The 18,808-nt window shown below is 46.4% G+C and carries 24 protein-coding genes; 17 read left to right on the top strand and 7 right to left on the bottom strand.

The window, feature by feature from the left end:
- Positions 1–7: 7 nt before the first annotated feature.
- The 4 genes from M3191_RS02630 to M3191_RS02615 form a co-directional block, all read right to left on the bottom strand.
- A complete protein-coding gene (locus M3191_RS02630) occupies positions 8–691 on the bottom strand; it encodes an MOSC domain-containing protein (protein ID WP_251697886.1) in 684 nt (227 codons plus the stop codon).
- A 116-nt stretch (positions 692–807) separates the two neighbouring features.
- Positions 808–1,515, bottom strand: a complete 708-nt coding sequence (locus tag M3191_RS02625) for an ABC transporter permease (RefSeq protein WP_251697885.1) — start codon at positions 1,513–1,515, stop codon at positions 808–810.
- Complete coding sequence (locus M3191_RS02620; RefSeq protein ID WP_251697884.1) at positions 1,512–2,360, bottom strand: ABC transporter ATP-binding protein; 849 nt, start codon at positions 2,358–2,360, stop codon at positions 1,512–1,514. The genes M3191_RS02625 and M3191_RS02620 overlap by 4 nt, the downstream gene beginning before the upstream one ends.
- A gap of 248 nt (positions 2,361–2,608) precedes the next feature.
- Entirely contained in the window at positions 2,609–3,616 is a 1,008-nt protein-coding gene (locus M3191_RS02615; RefSeq protein ID WP_251697883.1) for a LytTR family transcriptional regulator DNA-binding domain-containing protein, read from the bottom strand.
- A gap of 277 nt (positions 3,617–3,893) precedes the next feature.
- Here M3191_RS02615 and M3191_RS18645 point away from each other — a divergent pair, with 277 nt between their 5' ends.
- The 3 genes from M3191_RS18645 to M3191_RS02605 are packed head-to-tail and all read left to right on the top strand — an operon-like array spanning position 3,894 to position 5,550.
- Positions 3,894–4,001, top strand: a complete 108-nt coding sequence (locus M3191_RS18645; protein ID WP_353056498.1) for a PAS domain S-box protein — start codon at positions 3,894–3,896, stop codon at positions 3,999–4,001.
- 1 nt (position 4,002) lies between these two features.
- Complete coding sequence (locus tag M3191_RS02610) at positions 4,003–5,022, top strand: ThiF family adenylyltransferase (RefSeq protein ID WP_251697882.1); 1,020 nt, start codon at positions 4,003–4,005, stop codon at positions 5,020–5,022.
- 15 nt (positions 5,023–5,037) lie between these two features.
- Positions 5,038–5,550, top strand: a complete 513-nt coding sequence (locus tag M3191_RS02605) for a MogA/MoaB family molybdenum cofactor biosynthesis protein (protein WP_251697881.1) — start codon at positions 5,038–5,040, stop codon at positions 5,548–5,550.
- A 176-nt stretch (positions 5,551–5,726) separates the two neighbouring features.
- On the opposite strand, the gene moaC is transcribed toward M3191_RS02605, so the two are convergent.
- On the bottom strand, positions 5,727–6,224 hold the full coding sequence (gene moaC, locus M3191_RS02600; protein ID WP_251697880.1) for a cyclic pyranopterin monophosphate synthase MoaC: 498 nt from the start codon (positions 6,222–6,224) through the stop codon (positions 5,727–5,729).
- Positions 6,225–6,285: 61 nt separating this feature from the next.
- Between moaC and M3191_RS02595 the strand changes: the two genes are divergently transcribed.
- From M3191_RS02595 to M3191_RS02560, 8 genes are all read left to right on the top strand, one after another.
- Positions 6,286–7,542, top strand: a complete 1,257-nt coding sequence (locus tag M3191_RS02595) for a molybdopterin molybdotransferase MoeA (protein WP_251697879.1) — start codon at positions 6,286–6,288, stop codon at positions 7,540–7,542.
- A complete protein-coding gene (gene mobB / locus M3191_RS02590) occupies positions 7,539–8,051 on the top strand; it encodes a molybdopterin-guanine dinucleotide biosynthesis protein B (protein WP_251698076.1) in 513 nt (170 codons plus the stop codon). The genes M3191_RS02595 and mobB overlap by 4 nt, the downstream gene beginning before the upstream one ends.
- Positions 8,038–8,484, top strand: a complete 447-nt coding sequence (locus tag M3191_RS02585) for a molybdenum cofactor biosynthesis protein MoaE (protein WP_251693342.1) — start codon at positions 8,038–8,040, stop codon at positions 8,482–8,484. Before mobB ends, M3191_RS02585 begins: the two co-directional genes overlap by 14 nt.
- Positions 8,481–8,714 (top strand): molybdopterin converting factor subunit 1, encoded by a 234-nt coding sequence (moaD, locus tag M3191_RS02580; protein ID WP_251697878.1) that lies wholly within the window; start codon positions 8,481–8,483, stop codon positions 8,712–8,714. The genes M3191_RS02585 and moaD overlap by 4 nt, the downstream gene beginning before the upstream one ends.
- A complete protein-coding gene (gene mobA / locus M3191_RS02575) occupies positions 8,714–9,286 on the top strand; it encodes a molybdenum cofactor guanylyltransferase (RefSeq protein WP_251698074.1) in 573 nt (190 codons plus the stop codon). Before moaD ends, mobA begins: the two co-directional genes overlap by 1 nt.
- A gap of 5 nt (positions 9,287–9,291) precedes the next feature.
- On the top strand, positions 9,292–10,302 hold the full coding sequence (gene moaA / locus M3191_RS02570) for a GTP 3',8-cyclase MoaA (RefSeq protein ID WP_251697877.1): 1,011 nt from the start codon (positions 9,292–9,294) through the stop codon (positions 10,300–10,302).
- Between the two features lie 273 nt (positions 10,303–10,575).
- Positions 10,576–10,719 (top strand): hypothetical protein, encoded by a 144-nt coding sequence (locus M3191_RS02565; protein WP_251697876.1) that lies wholly within the window; start codon positions 10,576–10,578, stop codon positions 10,717–10,719.
- Between the two features lie 51 nt (positions 10,720–10,770).
- Positions 10,771–11,733, top strand: a complete 963-nt coding sequence (locus M3191_RS02560; RefSeq protein ID WP_251697875.1) for a 2-hydroxyacid dehydrogenase — start codon at positions 10,771–10,773, stop codon at positions 11,731–11,733.
- Positions 11,734–11,804: 71 nt separating this feature from the next.
- Here M3191_RS02560 and hutG read toward each other — a convergent pair whose 3' ends face one another.
- Positions 11,805–12,758: a formimidoylglutamase gene (gene hutG / locus M3191_RS02555; RefSeq protein ID WP_251697874.1), complete on the bottom strand. Its 954-nt coding sequence runs from the start codon at positions 12,756–12,758 to the stop codon at positions 11,805–11,807.
- A 79-nt stretch (positions 12,759–12,837) separates the two neighbouring features.
- Here hutG and M3191_RS02550 point away from each other — a divergent pair, with 79 nt between their 5' ends.
- The 5 genes from M3191_RS02550 (at position 12,838) to M3191_RS02530 (ending at position 16,951) form a co-directional block, all read left to right on the top strand.
- On the top strand, positions 12,838–14,265 hold the full coding sequence (locus M3191_RS02550; RefSeq protein WP_251697873.1) for a helix-turn-helix transcriptional regulator: 1,428 nt from the start codon (positions 12,838–12,840) through the stop codon (positions 14,263–14,265).
- Positions 14,266–14,533: 268 nt separating this feature from the next.
- Complete coding sequence (locus M3191_RS02545) at positions 14,534–14,980, top strand: hypothetical protein (RefSeq protein ID WP_251697872.1); 447 nt, start codon at positions 14,534–14,536, stop codon at positions 14,978–14,980.
- Between the two features lies 1 nt (position 14,981).
- Positions 14,982–15,206: a helix-turn-helix transcriptional regulator gene (locus M3191_RS02540; protein WP_251697871.1), complete on the top strand. Its 225-nt coding sequence runs from the start codon at positions 14,982–14,984 to the stop codon at positions 15,204–15,206.
- Positions 15,207–15,353: 147 nt separating this feature from the next.
- Entirely contained in the window at positions 15,354–16,307 is a 954-nt protein-coding gene (locus M3191_RS02535; protein WP_251697870.1) for an NAD(P)-dependent alcohol dehydrogenase, read from the top strand.
- Between the two features lie 158 nt (positions 16,308–16,465).
- Positions 16,466–16,951: a hypothetical protein gene (locus M3191_RS02530; RefSeq protein ID WP_251697869.1), complete on the top strand. Its 486-nt coding sequence runs from the start codon at positions 16,466–16,468 to the stop codon at positions 16,949–16,951.
- A 183-nt stretch (positions 16,952–17,134) separates the two neighbouring features.
- Here M3191_RS02530 and M3191_RS02525 read toward each other — a convergent pair whose 3' ends face one another.
- Positions 17,135–17,686 (bottom strand): ECF transporter S component, encoded by a 552-nt coding sequence (locus tag M3191_RS02525; protein ID WP_251697868.1) that lies wholly within the window; start codon positions 17,684–17,686, stop codon positions 17,135–17,137.
- Between the two features lie 189 nt (positions 17,687–17,875).
- On the opposite strand from M3191_RS02525, the gene M3191_RS02520 reads away from it, so the two are divergent.
- A complete protein-coding gene (locus M3191_RS02520; protein WP_251697867.1) occupies positions 17,876–18,721 on the top strand; it encodes a pyridoxamine kinase in 846 nt (281 codons plus the stop codon).
- Positions 18,722–18,808: the final 87 nt, after the last annotated feature.

Below are 18,808 nucleotides of genomic sequence, written 5' to 3'. Positions count from 1 at the left end.
CTTTTTATCATTTATTCCCGGTCAGCCGCTCGCTTGTATCCATTACACCCCCGGCAATCCGTTTATTGAATGTCTTCCGCCAGCTCGCCGATAATTCATCCAACTGAAGAATTTTCCGTGCGCCGTCCACGTCATCTTTCGCATGGTGCATGAGTCGATTTGCTTCGGATACCGTTATGGCGAGTTCAGGTCGCGAAATATGCACCAATTCGTCTGAAGGAGAGACGATTCCTTCCTTCATTACACGGAAATAAAATCCTGTATAACCTGTATTCTGCACAAGTAGAGGTATGTCTTTACGGTCATGGATGAGCGACAGCTTGAAGCAAGGCTGCCGCGGCTGGCTCACTTGCACGACAGCATCGCCGATTTGGAATGAATCGCCGACGCAAACTTCATCCTCTGTCAATCCTCTGAGTGTCAAATTTTCTCCGAACGCACCCACGTTTAACGTTTTCCCCAGTTCCTCTTCCCAGTAAGGGTAGTGCTCGTACGGATAGACACATACTGCTTTATCCACTCCGCCGTGATTGACGAGATCACCTTGCCCATCGCCGTCGAAATTCACTTTTGATAGATAAACAGGTACCGCAACAGGTTTTTTATTTATACCAGTCGTCACGTCTTTTTTCCCGAACTGCAAGTCTTGCGGTTTACCAACATTCAATGAAATAATTTCAATTCGCTCCATGTCATTCACCCCGATTATCAATTAGCACTTCAACTTATTTGAAAAACACTATGTAGACGAAGAAGGCCATTGCCCCTATTGCGAATCCCGCTACTAATTTCAGCACCTGCTTCATCTCAATCCACCATCCGTTTCCGATAGATGACAACCGTAAGAATGAGCGATGCAATCACCCAACCTAAAATGATTGCAAATTCGACAAGCACACCTCCAAAACCAGCACCCGCTTCCACTTTTGTAGCTAATTCGACTAACTGGATATTCGGCAAGTATGTTGCCACTTGTAAAATAGGATATTTCTCCACTACCAATGTAATGAATGAACCAAGTGAAAAGACGATAATAACGGGCATTACAATAACAGACGCTTCCAAAACGGACTTGGAATAAAGGCCAAGCAATGTTCCCAACGCGATATAGAAGAATGATGATAAAACAATTGCTGCTGCAATGATTGCGACGTTTGCAGGCTTATATTCAGCCAGGTAGACCGTAAAAAACACAACAACCATCGTCATAATGAACGTCAGCAAGCTTTTTCCGCCAAGAATATCAGCCGTACTTGCCGGGGAAAGCATTAGTCCGCGCAACGTGTTCTTTTCTTTTTCTTCCGCGATTAAACAGCATTGGACAAAAGCAGCGACCATTCCAAACGTCATGTTAACAAGCATAAAATGGGTATCAATCGAATCAACGCCCATTCGCCCGTAAAAGGCACCTAAAATAATCGGGACGAAAATTACTGACGACACAGCCAAATTCCGTGAGAAATCCTTAAAGTCTTTTTGCAATATCGCATTCACGCGTTTCCATGAAATCATCATGCTAATTTCCTCCCTGTCACTTGTACAAAAATATCCCCTAAAGTCGGTTCGTTCGAATGGATTGTTACGACTTGGTCCGTATTCATATATTCGAATAATTGATTTGCTCCTTCTGAACCTGCCGGCAAGATCACTTTTTCTCCGTTTGTTAATTCAACTGTAATCGTCGAATCGGAGTATCTCTTTTTCAATTTATCCGGAGTGTCCAATAACTGGATTTTACCTTTATTTAGGAAAGCAACCCTGTCACATAGCGTTTCTGCTTCGTGCATGTCATGCGTCGTGAGGAAAATCGTCGTTCCTTTTGCGTTTAATGCGCGCAGCCCTTCATGGATATGAAGTGAATTTGTCGGATCGAGAGCGGACGTCGGCTCATCCAGGAAAAGCAATTCCGGTTCGTGGATCAAAGCCCTCGCAAGTGTCACGCGCTGTGTCATCCCTTTTGATAAGGAAGATACTTTTTTCGACTTCTCTTCTTTCAAATTAACAGCGTCAAGCACTTCGTCGATTTTCGAGTGGGGTACATCATAAAGATCGCAATAGAGCTTCAAATTATCGTAGATTGATAACCTTCCATATAGCCCGCTATTGTCTGTCAGCACGCCAAACCGTCTTCGGTATTCCGATTTCTTCAGCTGGGAAACGGATTCACCGAAAACGTTTGCTGTCCCGCTCGTTGGCGTTAATTGCCCAGTCAAAATTTTGATTGTCGTTGTTTTTCCTGATCCACTTGGACCGAGGAAGCCGAAAATCTCACCCTGTTTAACTTGGAAGTCCACGCTTTCAATCGCTGTTTGATTCGCAAAGACCTTTGCTAAACTACTCACCTCAATAATATTCTCCATTTCCATCCTCCTGTCGTATGTTTCGCTCATTTTTATTTGCACCTTCAGAATAAGTGAAATCGGAATCGGCTACATCATATTTCGGATGAAAAGAGTTTAATAGGGGGTGAGTAGAGCGAAATCGCACATGAATGGACCGTTTTTTCAGGTGGATTTCCCGTCGTGAATGATGAACAGAGTATTTCCCGGGTTGAATCGTCAGATACTGTCAAAATATTTCCGAGGAAATAATACAATATTCTACAAAGTTATAGTCCAAGCATCTCTTTCAGCTCGACCATTTTCGTTTTCGATAAAGGAATTGTCGATTTTTCGGCGTCATCCAAAACGAGGCTATAGCTGTTCCTCGTCCAAGTGATGACTTCCCGCACTTTCTGCAGATTCACGATATACGAACGGTGGCAGCGGAAGAAGCCAAACGGAAGCAACCGAGCTTCCAATTCATTCAATGTAGAAACTGAAGGGAATGATTCTCCTTTTATATGTAAAAAAGATTGACCTTCATTGCTTTCGATATAATCGATTTCAGGCGGATCGAACAAGACGATTTTTTCATTGACCTTCGTAGGAATCTTTTCGAAACGGACAGGCATGGATTCGGACACGGAAGAAGAGTCTTCTCTATCTTCATCCAATAATGTATGAACGGCATGAAGTCCATTTTCATCCAAACGGAAGATTGCGTCGGCAGATGTGACTGCGCTTTCCATATTTCCTGTTAAAATGAATGCGCTGCGTCCGTCTTCCTTCAGCTGCTGAAGTACGGCAAGGAAAATCCGCTTTGATTCCAAGTCAAGATTTTGATCTGGTTCTTCAAAAATATGGATTTCTGCATTCTGCATAAGTAGGCATGCGAGCTGAACACGTTTTCTCTCGGAATACGACAACTGCTTGATCTTTATATGACGTTTTGAATCCAATTGTACGGTCTGAATAATATCTTCGAGAGATTCATCAGATTGATAAAGCTGTTTTGTAAAACGGACCATCTCTTCGATGGAAAGCCGCTCATATAAGCCGCCATGAAGAAAGAAGAATCCGATTTTCGTTCTGTTTTCTGAAATGCCGCTTTCCCCAACCCTAATTTCTCCATTCGACAGCTTTGATTTTTCAAGCAATAGCTCAATCAGCTGCTCGCGGACATTGACACTCGAGTAGACGGCAACGACTTTCCCCGCGTCGACCGACAAATCAAATGCTGGGAAGACGACGGAATCATGAATCCGTTTCTCTGCGTTAATAAATTGAAGTGACACCCAACATCCCCCGTTTATTTCTATTTTATATAGGTATTATACCAGTTTTTAGAATTATGAATGGATCCTCATTTGAAATTCTTACCATTAAAGAACAAGTTTAGAATGAGCCTCCCATTGAATTATTTTGGAAAGAACTATATTCTGAATAGTAGATCGCCAGATAACGCGAGGCAAGCGATAAAGGAATTTCCGTGGGGAGCATGCTAAGGAGATGGTGAAGAATGAGTCGGACCGGTAATATGCAGTTATCTGATCTGTTAATGAAGGTGCTAGTTTGTCAGTAAATCCTGCATTTACTAAACTTACAGGCTATACTGAAGAGGAAGTAATCGGTCGAAGCTGGATGATAGCCAGAAGATTGAATCTGGAAGGAGATAGTTAGGGTGGGAACGAGATATTCGCGTCAGACGCTTTTCAAGCCGATCGGCGAAGAAGGACAAGAACGATTGAAAAAAGCACATGTACTCGTCATCGGCTGCGGGGCGCTCGGTTCCCCCATCTCCGAGATATTAGTCAGGGCAGGTGTCGGCAAGCTGACAATCGCGGATCGCGATTACGTGGAAATGTCCAATTTGCAAAGGCAGCAATTGTTCACCGAACAGGACGCTTTGGACGGCGTGCCGAAAGTTGTCGCCGCAGAACGTCGGCTGAAAGAGATCCGGATAGACATTGACATCCGGACAGTGCTCGATCATGTGGACGGTGCATTGCTTGAAGAGCTGGCGGAAGAAGCCGATCTGATCATGGACGCGACGGACAACTTTGAAACGAGGCTTCTCATGAACGATGTCGCTTGGAAGAAGGGGATCCCTTGGATTCACGGCGCATGCGTCGGCAGTTCGGGCACTGTTTTTCCGTTCATCCCGGGTCGGTCGGCTTGTTTCCGTTGTTTGCTGCCGGTCCTCCCGTCGGTCAATGAAACATGCGATACGGCCGGCATTATTGCACCTGCCGTCCAGATCGTTGCGGCGAGGCAGTCCGCGGAAGCATTGAAGTGGCTGACGGGCAATCATGACGCGATGATGACAAAGCTATTGCACTTTGATGTTTGGAATAATACACAAGCGGAGGCCGGCATCTCGCGGATTCGGAATACTCAATGCGAAACTTGTGGAGAAGTACCTACATATCCTTCCTTGAATCAACCGGAAGGCACACATTATGCAGTCCTTTGCGGAAGGGAAACCGTCCAGATTGTGCCGGATAGCAGAAGAACTTTATCTGTCGCAGATGGCGTGCGAGTGGCGGAGCGATTGGGAACGGAATACCGGATGACGCCGTTCTTTGTGGAATTCCATGCAGAAGGGTACCGCTGTGTTTTATTCCAAAACGGTAGGCTGCTTATCCACGGATTGAAAGATATGAAGCAAGGGCGGAAGATGTATCATCAATTTTTTGGGTGATAGGGGGTGGGCGAGTTGTCGCATCTTACGGATAATGAAAAGCAAAAGTCAATCGCTATCGCCGTTTTGACGGTGAGCGATACGCGGGATAAGGATACGGATAAAAGCGGTGGGACGATCATTCGGATGGCGGAAGAAGCTGGTCACCATATTGCAGATTATCGGATTTGTACGGATGAGTCGGAGGGAATTTCCCGTAACGTGGAAGAGTTGGTTGGCAATCCCGCCGTTGAGGCCATTATCATAACGGGCGGGTCTGGAATCGGCTTCCGTGATGTGACGATTGAAACGGTGACGCCGTATTTTACGAAGACGATTGATGGTTTCGGAGAGTTGTTCAGGTTCTTGAGCTATACGGAAGATGTCGGCTCAAAGGCATTGTTGAGCCGGGCAACTGCAGGGTCGATTGGAGAGAAGGTTCTATTCGCCTTGCCGGGGTCGTCGAAAGCGGTAAAACTGGCGATGGAAAAACTGATCCTTCCGGAGCTTCATCATATTGTGCACGAATTGACGAAGCATCGGAAGTAATCGTTATGAAGTCGGGCGAAACGTTTTTTGCGATAGTTATCGGTCAGTTCCGGGAGGTTATCGGTCACTTTCACAAGGTTATCGATCAGTTCCGGGAAGTTATCGGTCATTTTCACAAAGTTATCGGTCACTTCTCAATAGTTATCGTCATTTAGTGACCTTTTTCCTATGGAGAATCAGCGCATTGTCGCCCGATCGAAGTCACCGTTTTTCCCGCCAGTCTTTTTCAGCAGCATTGTCGAGCCGATGACCATCTCCTTGCCGGCCGCTTTGCACATATCGTAAATCGTGAGGGCTGCAGCGGAAGCGGCGGTCAACGCTTCCATTTCGACACCGGTTACGCCTTTCGTTTTCACTTCGACTTCGATGAGCACTTCGTAATGCTGCTCAGATTCATCAATCTGCCATTCGAAGCGGACATCGACGCCAGTCAGGGCAAGTGGGTGGCACATTGGAATGATCGAAGATGTGTTTTTCGCGGCCATGACTGCAGCGACTTGCGCGACGGCGAAGACATCACCTTTTTTATTCGTGCCTTCCGTAATTTGCGAGTGGATCAATTCATTCACAACAATCGAAGAAGCGGCGACAGCGGTTCTTGTCGTCACCGACTTGTCGGAGACGTCGACCATCTTGGCGCGCCCCTGCTCGTTGAAATGTGTCAATTCGGACATTGGATTCAATCCCTTCAAACATAGTAAGTTTAGTGTATCAGAAGATAGGAGAGGGTTCGCAATGGTGGAAATTAGAAAACCGATTCCCGTCGCGGAGGCGGTTCGGCTCGTAATGGAGCACGCAACACCTTTAGGAACGGAAATGATTGGCCTTGAGGAAGCTTACGGAAGAGTCCTTGCCGAGCCAATTATCGCTAAACACGATGTACCTCCTTTTGACCGATCACCTTATGATGGATTTGCAATCCGGTCGCTCGATTCGAAAGGAGCGGCTGGCGATAACCGGGTCTCATTCACAGTCATCGGGGAAATCGGCGCGGGTTACGTCGGAGACAAGCCGATCGGTGAAAAGGAAGCATATCGGATCATGACTGGCGCGCAAATTCCGGAAAACGCGGACGCGGTCGTCATGCTGGAGCAAACGGTGGAAACGGATGATGGATTCACGCTGCGGAAACCGTTTGAGGCGGGAGAAAATATCTCTTATAAAGGCGAAGATGCGAAGGAGGGGGAGCTGCTCATTGAAGCGGGTTCGCTCATCCATCCTGGAACAGTCGCATTGCTTGCGACGTTCGGCTATGCGGAAGTAAAAGTTGCGAAACGTCCGGTCGCCGGTATTTTATCGACAGGGACGGAATTGCTTGATGTGGCGGATGAACTTGTGCCGGGTAAAATCCGGAATTCGAACGGTCCGATGATCCGAGCACAATTGAAGCGGATGGGCATTGACTATAAGTCGTACGGGATGGCGGCGGATGACTTGGATGCCTGCACATCGATTGTCGAGCAGGCGATTGCGGAGACGGATCTACTTATAACGACAGGCGGCGTGTCTGTCGGTGATTATGATTATTTGCCTGCGATTTATGAGCGGCTTGGCGCGAAGGTTTTATTCAATAAAGTGGCAATGCGACCGGGCAGTGTGACGACCGTTGCTCAGCTTGGAAATAAACTATTATTCGGCCTCTCTGGAAATCCATCCGCCTGCTTCACAGGGTTTGAGCTATTTACAAGGCCGGCGATCCTTGCGATGATGGGGGAAACAGCCCCTTATATGCCAAGGATGACGGCGAAATTGGGGGAGGACTTCACGAAGCCAAATCCATTTACGCGCTTCATCCGCGCCACTTGGACATTCACCGAGGGTGGAATTGAAGCAGTGCCAGCGGGATTTAATAAATCAAACGCAGTCTCTTCAATTGCAAGAGGGAACTGCCTGATCGTACTACCAAGCGGAACGAGGGGCTTTGTCCAGGGGGATGAAGTCGATATCCTGTTAATCGGCAGCGAGCAGGGCGCCGACGAGTGGACGCTATGAAAACGCTCCATGTCGTCGGCTATAAAAATAGCGGCAAGACGACGTTAGTTGCGAGATGGGTCCGTTTATTGAAGGAAAAAGGTTTGTCGGTTGCCGTGCTGAAGCATCATGGGCATGGCGGGAAGCCGGACATGAGCGAAGCCTCGACAGATACATCGCAATTTTTAGCGAATGGGGCAGACGCAACACTTGTAGCGGGTGGTGGAACGGTTCAATTCATTTGGAATGAAGAGCCGGATTTCGCTAGGCTCAAGGAAATGGCTTCGATGGGCAATCCGGATGTTTTATTGATTGAAGGGTATAAAAGAGAAACAGGGAATAAAGTCGTTTTGCTGAGAGATCCGGAAGACTGGCATACATTGTGCAAGTTGGAAGATAAGCTACTCGTTATCGGGTGTCCTGAAATTGAGATAGATTGTCCTCATATTCATTCGCGCGAGGAAACGGCGCAGATTGACGAATGGTTTGTAAAGTGGATTGGAGGGGGAGATGGCGATGAAACAATATGAAATTGTGGAAACACCGATAGAAGTTCAAAAATACATGGATTATGTGCTTCATCCTTCAGCAGGCGCTGTCACGGTCTTTACCGGTAATGTTCGGGAGTGGACGCACGGTGTGAAGACGCTTTACCTATCGTACGAAGCCTATGTCCCGATGGCGGAAAAGAAAATGGCGGAAATCGGAGCGGAAATGGAAGCGAAATGGCCGGGTGTACGCGTTGCGATCGCCCATCGGATCGGGGAACTGCAAATATCGGATATCGCCGTCGTCATCGCCGTCTCTTCTCCTCACCGGAAAGCGGCTTACGAGGCGAATGAATATGCGATTGATCGTATTAAAGAAGTGGTGCCTATCTGGAAGAAGGAAATTTGGGAAGACGGCGAAGAATGGATCGGTGCTCAGAAGAAATATCCTGCAAAGGGAGTTGAACAGGCATGATCAAAGTGAACTATTTCGCGAGATTACGTGAAATTACTGGAAAAGGGGAAGAAACGCTGGACCGCGATTCGATGACAGTTGCAGAGCTTTTGGATTGGGCGGAAACGTCTTACCCGGGGTTTGGCGCGGACAATGTCCAAGTGGCGGTGAATGAGGAGTACGCATTGAAAGATGACGTCATCGAGTCGGGAGATGTGTGTGCTTTCATTCCCCCGGTGAGTGGCGGGTGATGAAAACCGCGGGAATCGTACTTGCTGGTGGATTGTCGAGCCGATTCGGTTCCCCAAAGGCTTTTGCCGAATGGGAGGGACGCCCGTTTTATGAAGTATCGTTGACTGCATTGTCGCCGTTTTGCGAGGAAAGCATAATTGTCACACGCCCAGAATTGGTGGAACGTTTTCCTGAAGGAATGCATGTGACGACAGATATTGAGCCGTTTAGAGGGGAAGGCCCGATTGCGGGGATCTTGTCGGGAATGGAAAAATTGTGTGCAGAACACTATATCGTGTTGCCTTGTGATATGCCGTTCATGACTGCGGATGTGGTCGGTCGGCTGCTCGAGTGCCATAGTTCTGGCGTGACCGCTGTCGTTTTGGACGGAAAATATCACCCGCTCGTTTCAATCTGGGATGCCGGTACGCTTCCAGGTTTGCGTGAAGCGCTTGAAAACGGGAAGCGCCGGGTCATGGACGTTCAGGAGAAACATGGAGTCCGGTGGATTGAAGGCGAATTGTTGACAGAAGACGATGCCCGCAGGACTTTCATGAATGCGAACACTCCGGATGTCCTGGAAAGGAGCTGACGAAGATGAATCCGATTGTAGATAAATTAGGACGCCCGATCCGGGACTTACGGATTTCGGTGACCGATCGCTGTAATTTCCGGTGCACCTATTGCATGCCGAAAGAGATTTTCGGTGATGATTATGTGTTTTTGCCGAAAAATAAGCTTTTGTCATTTGAGGAAATGGAGCGGTTCGCAAAGCTATTTGCATCTCTTGGCGTGAAAAAGCTGCGACTGACTGGCGGCGAGCCGTTAATGCGGCGCGATCTTCCCAACTTGATTGCGAAGCTGACAAAGATCGAAGGAATCGAGGATATCGGACTGACGACGAACGGCGTGCTGCTCGGGCAATATGCACAACCGCTGTATGACGCGGGCCTTCGTCGTTTGAATATGAGCCTTGATGCGATTGATCCGGAGCTGTTTGGGAAAATGAACGGGCGAGGTATTAAGCCGGAACTCATTTTGAAGAATATCGATCGAGCGAAGAAGATTGGTTTCACAATCAAAATGAATATGGTCGTGCAAAAAGGCGTGAATGAAAGCGAAATTCTGCCGATGGCGGCGTATTTTAAGGAACGCGGCATCACATTGCGCTTCATCGAATTCATGGACGTCGGCAATGATAATGGTTGGAGTTTCGAGAAAGTCGTGACGAAGAAAGAAATCTATGAAATGCTTCGCGCCGAATATGAGATGGAGCCGGCCGAAGAGGAGTACTACGGCGAAGTGGCGAAGCGATATAGATATTTGGACAACGGCGCGGAAGTCGGTTTCATCACATCAGTTTCGGAATCGTTCTGCTCAACTTGCACAAGGGCAAGGCTTTCATCTGATGGAAAGCTGTACACTTGCTTGTTCGCTTCTTCCGGATTCGATTTAAGGGAATTGATCCGCAGCGGCATGTCGGATGAAGAGCTACTTGACGCCATTAGTGGTGTGTGGGGACGCCGTGCGGACCGGTATTCCAACGAGCGGACGGAGCAGACGGTGAAAAATCGGAAGAAGATTAATATGAGTTATATTGGTGGATGAATGTAGTAACGCCCTGAAGCCTTTTTGGCTTGCGGGGTGTTTTTTGTCATGGTGGGAGTAGGTATTAATGAAATGACAATAAGCCTTGGGAAATGATCGATAACTCTTGGGAAATGAACGATAAGTCGGCTAAAATGATCGATAACTATCGGGAAATGATTGATATACACCGGGAAATGAGCGATAACTTTCCAAGACGAAGATTTCGAGATGCCAATGACGTTCGAGAACAAGAATGAAGTAGTTCAAAGGTCATGAAATGACGATAACTATGTGAAAATGACCGATAAGTCGGCTGAAGTAATCGATAAAAACTTTAAAATGACCGATATCTACCTTGAGATGACCGATAACTCCGCTCAACTGACCGATAACTCCGCTCAACTGACCGATAACTTGATACAAGGCGGAAAATGAACCGACTGAATTGTGCTAAAATAGATAAAAAGAGAAACGGGAGGGACTGGAATGAAACCGACTGTGTTTGTTACAAGAAAGCTGCCGGAAGAAATCGTTGCGCCACTTAAAGAGAAATTCACTGTCCGGATGTGGGATTCGGAAGAAGTGGCGGTTACAAAACACGTATTGCGGGAAGAGATTGCGCAAGTCGATGCACTTTGGACGATGCTTTCAGATAAGATTGACCAAGACATGCTGGAAAGTGCCACGAATTTAAAAGTGATTTCCAATTTGGCAGTCGGCTTCAACAATATCGATACAGAAGCGGCGAAGGAGAAGGGAATCATCGTGACGAATACGCCCGATGTGTTGACGGAAACGACCGCGGACCTTGCATTCGGATTACTGCTCGCCACGGCGCGCCGCTTCAATACAGCAGAAAAGGATTTGCGGCAAGGTGGCTGGCTGTCGTGGACGCCGATGGGCTTCACCGGCATGGATGTGCACGGAACCACGATCGGCATCATTGGCATGGGCCGGATCGGCGAGGCGGTTGCGCGCAGAGCTAAGGGGTTCAACATGGACGTGCTCTACCATAACCGCAGCCGGAAACCCGAAGCGGAAAAAGAATACCAAGCCGAATTCGCTGAACTTGACGACCTCTTAAAACGTGCGGACCATGTGGTGATCCTAGCCCCGTTCACGGAAGAGACGAAAGGGATGATCGGCGAGCGAGAACTCGCACTCATGAAGAAAACAGCAACCCTCATCAGCGTGTCACGCGGAGGCATCGTCGATGAAGTCGCTCTCTATGACGCGTTAAAAAACGAAACGATTTTCGGCGCAGGTCTCGACGTATTTGAAACGGAGCCAGTTCCCGTCCGTCATCCATTGCTCACGCTGCCGAACGTCACGGCGGTTCCGCATATCGGAAGCGCAAGCGTCAAAACGCGCCTCACCATGATGAAATTGAATGTCAACGCGATCACGGATGTGCTCGAAGGCAGGGAGCCAACGAACCGAGTCGTATAAGGCAATAAAATAAGCGCGGGAAGAAGACTTGGACAGACCAAGCTTCTCTCGCGCCAAATGCCTTCAGCAATTCAAGCCTTCACAAAGAATGACGCAATCGCTTCATTCACAAGATAAGCGCCAAGCTTCACAGTCCGTCCGTTTTCATCCAATGCGGGATTTACTTCGCATATATCGAAAGATCGCGTTTTCTCATGCCCAGCCACTTTCCAGATGATGGCGCGCACAGTGGATGGATCAAGCCCAAATGGAGAAGGAGCGCTGACGCCTGGTGCGAACGCGGCGTTCAAGACATCCGTACATAACGTCAGCATCACAGCGTCATGCTGCTCGATGAAATCATCCAATGCTTCCATCAGCTTCTCGAGATGCCCGGGAATCATTTCGTCTTCATGCACGTATGTAACATCTAGCAAATCTGCCCGGTCGAAAAGCTCCTGTGTGTTTCCGGACCGCTGGATGCCTGCGACGAAATACTTTGCATTCTCATCCTGCTCCAAAATCTGCCTGAACATCGTGCCGGAAGAAGTCTGTTCGTCGTACGGACGCAAATCGAAATGGGCGTCGATGTTGATGATGCCAAGCGTAGCGTCCTTGCCAATCGATTCGCGCACTCCTAAATAATGGCCATATAACGTTTCATGGCCGCCGCCAAGTATGATCGGCGCCGCACCTTTCGAAAGGATCGCGGTCACCGCTTCGCCAAGTTGTTGTTGAGCGGACTCCAAGTCTTCGCCATCGCAAGTAATATTGCCGACGTCGAAAAGCCGAGCGTTTTCCGAGAAACGCCACGGAAGATTCGCGAGCCCGCCGCGCAATGCGTTCGGGGCTTCCACCGCACCCAATCGACCTTTATTCCGCCGGACGCCTTCCTCGCATTCGAACCCGATGATGGCGCATCCTCCAGAAACTTGCTCAATATCGGCCAGTTCAATAACTTGATGATAACGGAAACTCGCACGGTCTTCTGTATCATCAGTACGACCTGTCCAAATAGATTCATTGATTTTATTCACAACAATCATCCTTTCTGAAATGAAAGACTTCTTGCCCTCAGTATAATGCTAGATGGCAATAAATCAAATCCCGAAAATAGGTGATCGCATGAAAATACGACTACTCATCAAAGACTCCCTCGAAGCACAAGGGCTGAAATGGCTGCTCACATCCCAATGGAATGACGTGGAAGTTGAAATTGCAGAGGGGGCGGACGTTTCAACGGATGCGTATCTCTACATTATCGACATGAACTACATCATGACAACGGAATTCGAACTGCCGCCGCACGCCATCTGGCTCGGAATTTCCTCCGAAAGGACTTTCCAAACGGTTTACAAAGCGCTCTCCCTGAAAGCGGAAGATATTCTCTTTCGGCCGTTCCAACCCGACCGGCTTGTCAAACAAGTCCAACAAATCCGCTTCCGCTGGCGGAATGAAAGAACGCAGCTGAAAGGCCCCGTCCCACAGCGGGAGGCGGTCGTCACGTACGAGGACTTTCTCATCGGGGAGACAAAGCCGGAACACCCAGTGCTTTTCAGTTTAATCGCGCCATCGCGATTGGAGGAGCTCGACCATCTCGTCCGCGAACTCGAATTGCATGATTTTCCGACCGCTTATGACATCTTCCCGTTTTCGGATTTTGTGCTCGTCGTCCATCAATTAAAAGATGTGCAGGACCTGCAAGAGGCATATTCAATCTTTTTCGCGCAATGGAAACGTCAATCGGACGCCTTGCTGACGGTTTATTTGCATGCGGATGAAAGCCAGAATCGAACTTACAGGGCGCTCTATAAAAAAATGCGCAAGTATCATGAGCGCATATTCTATGATGGCTATGATATTTTGACGATCGAGCAGGCCGACCTTCATTGGCGGGACATGGATCCGTTTTTATCACCGCTTGAGCAGCGTGAATGGGTGGAGATGCTCGAAAAACGGCAGGTGGTGTCTATCCGGGAGTGGATGGAACAGGATTTCCTCACACTCGAATCGCCATTCCCTGACCCTGAAATGGTCCGTGTCCGGCTCACGAGCATTCTCGCGCAAATCCGCCGGTATATGACCTCGAAATCATTGAAGTTGCAGGCAGTGGAGCAGGCGTACCATGGATTGTTCGAAACGGTTATCCGTGAGCCGGTCATGTACCATATTATCCGGACTTTCCTCTCCTTCATTGCGGAGCTGCTCCAAAGTACTGAAGGTATCACGGAAGGCAAAAGTACCCTTGCAGACAAAGTGCAGGAACGGATCGCGGCAAATTATTGGGACGCTTCTTGGAACTTGGAGGCATGTGCGGAAGAGTTGAGAATTCATAAAAGTACGTTGAGCAGGAAATATGCAGGGGAAGCGGGCGAGTCTTTCAGCGTGGCAATGCTGAGAACCCGTATAGAAGAGGCTAAGCGTCTTTTGAAAGAGACTGATTTGCCGATTGCCGAAGTGTCAAAGTCAGCCGGCTTCACCCATTCCACGTATTTCAGCCGGAGGTTCAAAGAGGAGACGGGAATGACGCCGTATCAGTTTAGGATGAGGTAGACGTTGAGTGGAATAAAAAGCAGTGAAGAAAGGATAACGGGTTCGGTTGATGGGGAGTAAACACCAAATAGAAAACTATTCGGAGACACAATTCACATGTGAATTAGTGTCTCCTTTTTTGTTGCCACATCAACACTTCAATTCGCATACAAATTGGAGATACCGCGTATTAATTGAGCAACGCAAAAAAGATGTAACGTAAACTTGACATGGTGTATATAATGTATTACATCATGCATACTTTATCTTACATGGAGGGAGGGGGACTATGACTTATCAAGAGAAAAAAAGCATCATGTCTTTGGTTAGTGCAGTCGTTATTTTTGGCTCATTTTGCTTGTACATGTATCCACAATTTCCCGGAAATGGACTGGAATCGCTTGAAACCTTTCGTTTTTGGGGGTCTTTTGTCTTTAGCTTACTTGTAGTTTCAATAATTGCCCACATAATCATCAATATCGTCTTTAACATCGTGTATCGAATTACGACAGGCGAAAAGGAACCAACATTTGAGGATGAACTGGATAACATTATTAATTTGAGAGCAACAAGAAATTCGTTTTTTGTTTTCATCCTAGGGTTTCTTCTTGCGATGGGATCTCTCCTCATCTTTCAGCCGTCACAAATGATGTTCATTATTCTAATCACTTTTGGATTTATGTCCGATGTAACTGGCTCGGTTACGAGACTTTATCATTATAGGAGAGGAGTCTAATATGGGTAAAAGTCTTGTCGGCAATCACATTAGAAAATTACGATTTAACCATGATGAAATGACACAGCAGCAATTAGCTGACAAGGTAGGCGTAACAAGGCAAACTATTGTTGCTCTTGAGAAGGGTAACTATTCCCCATCTTTAGAGCTAGCTTTTCGCATTGCACACTCCTTTGACTTACCTCTGGAAGAAGTGTTTTTTTACGGAGACACCATAGAAAAATAGGAACTAAACAATTCGTGTTCATCTGCACTTACCTCCTATTTTTAGATGACGTTATCAACAAGGTATCAAGTAAACACCTTATAAGGCGGGTTCAATTTTATTGTAAAGGATATCTAATGATTTGATAAATAATAGGAGGTTAAACAGTTGAAAGCAGCAATTTTTAAATCCTACGGTTCCCCTGAAGTAATGGAGATTGGGGATGTTGATAAGCCATTCATCAAAGATGAAGATCAGGTATTAATTAAAGTGGTCTCCGCCTCAGTAAATCAATATGACAATCTATTTCGAAAAGGTTATTTTCCTACCAGATTAGAGAATGGTCTTACAAAGCCTAAAGCTCAAATTTTGGGAATAGACGTTTCGGGTACAGTAGAAGCCATAGGAAAAAATGTGCAAAAGTTCAAAATTGGCGATCATGTTTTTGGAAGTTGTGCCGGCTCCCATGCTGAATATGTCTGTCCAAGACAAAATGTTCTATCCATTATGCCGATTAACTCAACTTTTGAAGAGGCAGCTGCAATACCATGTGCTGCACAGACTGCCCTACAAGCATTGCGAGATGTAGGGCAGATAGAAGCAGGCGATAAGGTTTTAATCTATGGTGCATCGGGTGGAGTTGGGCACTTTGCTGTTCAGCTTGCTGTGTATTTAGGAGCTGAAGTAACCGCAGTTTGTAGTACCTCGAATTTGGAGTGGGTTAAAAATCTAGGGGCTCATCATGTAATTGATTATACCGAAGAAGATTTCGCTCGCAACGGAAAAAAATATGATGTGATACTGGATGCTGTCGGAAAAAGGACCTTTTTCAGTTGTTTGCGTTCTCTAACCGAAAACGGTATTTATATAACAGAACACCCACTCTACCCCAAGTATCATCCAATTCAATTGATGATAGGCTCTATCATAGGTAGTAAGAAGGCTAAAATTCATCTTGCAAAACCAAATGACAGTGATTTGGACCTGTTACGAGTGCTTATGGAACAAGAAAAAGTAAGACCTGTAATTGAAAAGTGCTTTCCCTTAAATGAAATTGTAGAGGCTCATAGACACGTTGAAAGTGGACGGACAAAGGGGAAGGTTGTTCTTAAAATCGAATAAAAATTATTTCCAATCTGGATTAGCTTTTCATAAACATTCTCATAAATAAAACAGATAAATAATATAGAACCAAATTAAGAACTGGTGGAAGTGCTGAAGATTCATTGAGCTTCAGCTTTTTTGTTTTTGTGATAAAAGAGCAGTATTCCCAAGAAAGATTGAAAAGGTTTACTCACGGGCAAGAAAATAATGAAGGAAATAAGCCAATCGACACGGATGAAGAAACGTTAAAAGAAAAGACGACGACGTTCGGAATCGCCATTCCGGGAAAAGCTGAATTCCGAAAACTCGACGTAGGTACATATGAATGGGTAATGGATATGAGAGAAGCGGGAGATAAGCTAGTGGACGGTTCCCTCTCCGTCGTGTTTTACAACGATCAAACGATCAAGAGGATTGAGAATCATTTAGTTACCTATCAGAAGGTGCGCGATGTGCAGATGAAGAGTGAAAAAGATGCGTATAATGAAATTTTGGCAGGCGGGTTTCTGCAAGCCATGGATGATAGACAGATTGAAAATGTAAAGATCAATCACGTGGAAACAGGCTATCATTTGGATTCAAAAGGTTTTTATCAGCCAGTATATGTCTTTCATGGTGCAGTGAATGGAATGGAAAGGACGATTTACATTCCTGGCATATAATAAGGTGTTACAAAAGTGTAACCATCAGTAAAATATAGCAAGTAAAAAAACGCACAGACGTCATGAGGTCACTTCATGAGCTGTGCGTTTTAACTTGCTTTTTCAATTGTCAATTGTGTTTAAAGCATACGCTAATTTGGTTGCTATTTGATTTGCTATTAGCGCTTTTCTCAACTGCTTTTATTAAAATTTCTTCCGGAAGAACGGTGTCTTCTTCAAGGCAACGCATAATGGGATGGCGATCAGCAGACCGACGATGTTCTGAATGAGGTCACCCGGGATCGATGCGAACGGTTGGATCCAGTTGCCGAACATGATGCCTTGGCCAACGAAGTAGACTGCCAGCATGACCGGAATGGATGCGATGGCACCTAGGATGTTGAGCCAAATATGATCTCCTTGATGGCCTTTTGACCAAGCGATCCTACCGACAATATAGCCTTGCAGAGCACGGGCAACGATTGTCGTAGGCGCCCAAATTGCCCAACCGCCGAAAATATCGAATAATCCCATTCCAATGGCTCCGGCAAGTGCCCCTTTTTTCGGTCCGAAAAGAATCGAAACGATGAAAAGTGCAGCGGTCCCTAGATGGATCAAGCCGCCTTGACCGATTGGAAGTTTGATATTGATGAATACGGTTGACACTAGGACAAGCGTAGAGAGAACGGCAGTAAGCACCAAATCGAATGTTTTTGCCCGTGTTGCAGAATGAGTGCTTCGTTGTATATTTTGCATAGGCGTATTTTCCTCGCTTCATAGTTTTTGATTAACTTAATATTACTAAAGAGCTGACCATCACAAAAGTGCCAGATCGGTAAAAATGGTAGAGGTCAGATTAAATTGTCGGTCCGTGTATTCTTGCAACTACCTTCTTATGGTACGATGTAAAAAAGGCAAGTATCGACGTGTTAGGTGGGAAGTCTAATGAAAAAAGTTGCGGTTATCCAAGATATGTCATCCTTTGGTAAATGCTCGCTCACAGCGGCCATCCCGGTCTTATCTGTCATGGGAGTACAGGCGGTTCCGCTGCCGACTGCCATTTTGACGTCGCAGACAGAGTATCCGAGCTATTATTGTGAGGATTTGACATCCAAGATGAATCATTTTACAGACGAGTGGAGCAAGTTGGGCGCTTCTTTTGATGGCATTCATACGGGTTTCGTGACAGGAAAAGAGCAGATTGAAAACATCTTTTCGTTTTTACATACGTTTTACAAGGAAGGGACGACGCTTCTTGTCGATCCGGTAATGGGCGATCGGGGAAAGATGTATGACGTTTTTACAGATGAGCTGATTAGCTATATGAAGGAACTTGCGAAGCGTGCGGATATCATTACGCCGAACGTTACGGAGTGCTGTTTGCTGACAGGTATGTCATATGACAAGTTGCAGAGTTATCGGGCTAAAGAGGATTATTTATTTGCGATTGAAGAGACAGGCCGGCAGTTGCAGTCGGCAACAAACGCGAAAGTCATCATTACCGGCTTGAATCCGCCGGCTATTTCGGAAACAAGATATGTTGGCAATATGTATATCGATGGATTGAGCTCCTTTCACAGTCTTCAGGAATATAACGGCATGAGCTATTCGGGGACGGGCGATTTATTTGCATCCGTCATTATGGGCGGCATGATGCGTGTTCAAGAAATTGGGGAGACAATGGAGCTTGCGGAGAAATTTCTGGGTGCTGCCATCGAGTCGACAGCGAAGGAACAGATTCCAAGTGAGGCAGGCGTGAATTTCGAATCGTTTTTGAGGATGTTGCTATAACAATAAGTTAAGCGGGCAGTTTCTTGATTAATTCAAGAGAATGTTCGCTTTTTATTAATAATCGTCAAAATAATTCATAAATTAGTA

Origin of the sequence: Sporosarcina luteola, from assembly GCF_023715535.1 — a bacterium.
Taxonomy (GTDB): Bacteria; Bacillota; Bacilli; order Bacillales_A; family Planococcaceae; genus Sporosarcina; species Sporosarcina luteola_B.
Note: the sequence above shows the minus strand (reverse complement) of the source record. Positions and strands in the feature narration are given on the sequence as shown.